Raw genomic sequence first — 617 nt, forward strand, 5'->3', positions numbered from 1 at the left:
CGATCATGCCGCCGTCGACGCGGGCGCGGCGCACGACATGACCTGGTTCGCGAGCCGGACCACCTCGCCCCGGGCCTCGATCCGCGGTCGTCCACCGGGACCCGCGTCCCGCCGGGTGTCCAGCCAGGCGCTTCGCTCGTAGGCGGCCAGCAGAGAGGCGGCGACCCGCGCGGCCTCCCACTCCAACACCCGCGCCGACTCGGCCGGAAAGTCCGTCCGGATACCGTCGACGAGCCTCGCCAGCGACCGCAGCTTCGACAGGCTCGCGTCGGCCGACCCGGGGCCGCCGCCGACGCCGGCCGGGTCCGGGTCGTCCGGAACGAGCGAGGCGATCATGCTGGCGGCGGACTCTATCGCGTAACCGCCCGGGACGCGCCCCATCCGCGCGCCGACGAGCGCGTCGGTCAGATGGACGCGACGACCGGTGCGCCCGGGATGCGCGTCGCGGGGCTGCAGGCGAATGTGTTCGAAGCTGATCGGGGGCATGTCGGTGTCCTTTCGTGCCGCTTGTGTCGAGCGAGACAATGCAGCACGGCCCCTGACGGTGCGCTGGCGGTGCCCGTCAGCGAATTGTCGGGAACGGTGACGACCCCGGGCCGGAAAGCTCGAGCAAGCGT

1 protein-coding gene is annotated in these 617 nt (G+C 72.9%); it reads right to left on the reverse strand.

All coding sequences use genetic code 11. The features are described 5' to 3' along the window. Positions 1 to 3: 3 nt before the first annotated feature. Positions 4 to 486 (reverse strand): hypothetical protein, encoded by a 483-nt coding sequence (locus tag ABTU92_RS30390; protein WP_408095250.1) that lies wholly within the window; start codon positions 484 to 486, stop codon positions 4 to 6. Positions 487 to 617 lie beyond the last annotated feature (131 nt).

It is taken from the genome of Rhodoplanes sp. SY1, assembly GCF_046000175.1.
In the GTDB taxonomy this organism is placed as follows: domain Bacteria; phylum Pseudomonadota; class Alphaproteobacteria; order Rhizobiales; family Xanthobacteraceae; genus Rhodoplanes.

Coding starts and splice junctions, on each gene's coding strand:
- ABTU92_RS30390 (WP_408095250.1), bottom strand. CDS start 486: ATGCCCCCGATCAGCTTCGAACACATTCGCCTGCAGCCCCGCGACGCG.